Raw genomic sequence first — 1,718 nt, forward strand, 5'->3', positions numbered from 1 at the left:
GGGGATGCTCTCCGTGATGCGTATCGAGCCGCGCGACGGGGTCGCGGAGCTGGGCAGTATCTGGTACACCCCCAAAGCGCAGCGCACTGCCACCAACACCGAGTGCATCTACCTACTGCTCAAGCACCTCTTCGAGGCGTGCGAGTACCGGCGTGTCGAGTGGAAGTGCGACTCCCGCAACGTGCCTAGCGCCGCCGCCGCCCGCCGCCTGGGGTTTTCGTATGAGGGCTGCTTCCGCCAGCACATGATCAGCAAATCCCAGAGCCGCGACACGCTCTGGTTCGCCATGCTGGATGGGGAATGGGAGCAGAAGAAAGCGAACTTTGAGCGTGTGCTCTACAGCGGCGAGAACGTCTCGCTGAGCGCGTTGAACGCGCCCCGTTTGTTTTCGCCCCGATTGTAATCGCCCCCATGAACGGGGGCGTCTTTTTGACGGCTTCGCCGACACGAAGGCCACTTCGGGCCATACCGAGTATATTCGGTTATGGGCGGCACGCCCTTTGTGTCCGAGGAACGAGGACAATAAGACCGGGTGCCCTCTGGGCGCGTGAATGGGGGCGATTACAGTTCGATCGTGCCTTCGTAGACGAGCGTGGCGGAGCCGGTCATGTAGACGCGGTTGTTGATCCCCCACTGGATACGCAGATCGCCGCCGGGCAGGTGGATGAGCACATCGCGGCCCGTGAGGCCGTTGAGGTGCGCCGCCACTCCCACCGCGCACGCGCCGGTGCCGCAGGCAAGTGTAGGGCCAGCGCCACGCTCCCAAATCTTCATCACCAGCTCGTCGCGACCCACGACATGGGCGGCATGAACATTGGTGCGCCTCGGGAACGCCGGGTGTTTTTCGAGCTGTGGCCCGATGCGCAGGATGAGCTCGTCGGTGGCTTGCTCAGGGAAAAACACGATATGCGGGTTGCCCATGGAGACACCCGTGATATAGAGAAGCTCGCCGCCGATCTTAAGGGGCTCGTGGAGCACCGTGCCCGACGGGCCTTCCATAGGGAGCTGGGCACGCTCTAGGCGCGGCTCGCCCATATCCACTCTGACTTGGGTCACTTTGCCGGCTTCCACGCTCAGAACCAGCACCATGATCCCAGCGAGGGTATCTACGGTGAGCTCGGTTTTCTCGCTCAGACCGTAGTCAAAAACATACTTGGCGAAGCAGCGGATGCCGTTGCCGCACATCTCCGCCTCACTGCCATCCGGGTTGAACATTCGCATAGCGAAATCGGCTTTTTCAGAGGAGAGGATCGAGATCGTTCCGTCCCCCCCGATTCCAAAGCGCCGATCACAGAGTGCCACCGCCGCTGCCTTGATCTGCTCAAGCGACGGGGCACCGGGCTGTGTGTGATCAAAGACCGGGAAGTCGTTGCCGATCCCGTGCATCTTGACAAAACGAACCGTCACTCGGCAGCTTCCTCCATGGGAGCCACGTCGCCTTCGCCCCCTTGTGAACCTTCCGAGTACAGCCTCACAGGTCGCATGGGGACGAGGCTGGTCACCGCACTCTTGTAGACAAGCTGGGTAGGCCGCCCGGGCGACTCCAGTAAGATCGTAAAGGCATCAAAGCCTCGAACGTGCCCACGAAGCTGTACGGAGTTCATCAAATAGATCGTGACGGCGATATTCTCCTTGCGTACCTGATTCAGGAAGAGATCCTGAAGCGCCTGCGTTTTATTCATACGGATATCCCTATTTCTAAGCGTTCGGCTATGTCC

General features: G+C 60.7%; 3 protein-coding genes. 1 reads left to right on the forward strand and 2 read right to left on the reverse strand.

Translation table 11 applies throughout. The features are described 5' to 3' along the window. Positions 1–403, forward strand: a 403-nt coding sequence (locus ACH2EH_RS10360) for a GNAT family N-acetyltransferase (RefSeq protein WP_395141389.1), incomplete at its 5' end; no start/stop codon positions are given. A 158-nt stretch (positions 404–561) separates the two neighbouring features. On the opposite strand, the gene dapF is transcribed toward ACH2EH_RS10360, so the two are convergent. After that, complete coding sequence (gene dapF / locus ACH2EH_RS10365; RefSeq protein ID WP_395141391.1) at positions 562–1,407, reverse strand: diaminopimelate epimerase; 846 nt, start codon at positions 1,405–1,407, stop codon at positions 562–564. Continuing rightward, the gene (hfq, locus tag ACH2EH_RS10370; protein WP_395141393.1) at positions 1,404–1,682 is read right to left on the reverse strand and encodes an RNA chaperone Hfq; all 279 of its coding nucleotides are present in this window, start codon (positions 1,680–1,682) and stop codon (positions 1,404–1,406) included. The genes dapF and hfq overlap by 4 nt, the downstream gene beginning before the upstream one ends. Between the last annotated feature and the right edge of the window lie 36 nt (positions 1,683–1,718).

Origin of the sequence: Armatimonas sp., assembly GCF_043760365.1 — a bacterium.
GTDB lineage: Bacteria > Armatimonadota > Armatimonadia > Armatimonadales > Armatimonadaceae > Armatimonas.

What these genes read in the sequence shown, in the direction of transcription:
- hfq (WP_395141393.1), bottom strand. Translation starts at nt 1,682, where the DNA reads ATGAATAAAACGCAGGCGCTTCAGGATCTCTTCCTGAATCAGGTACGC.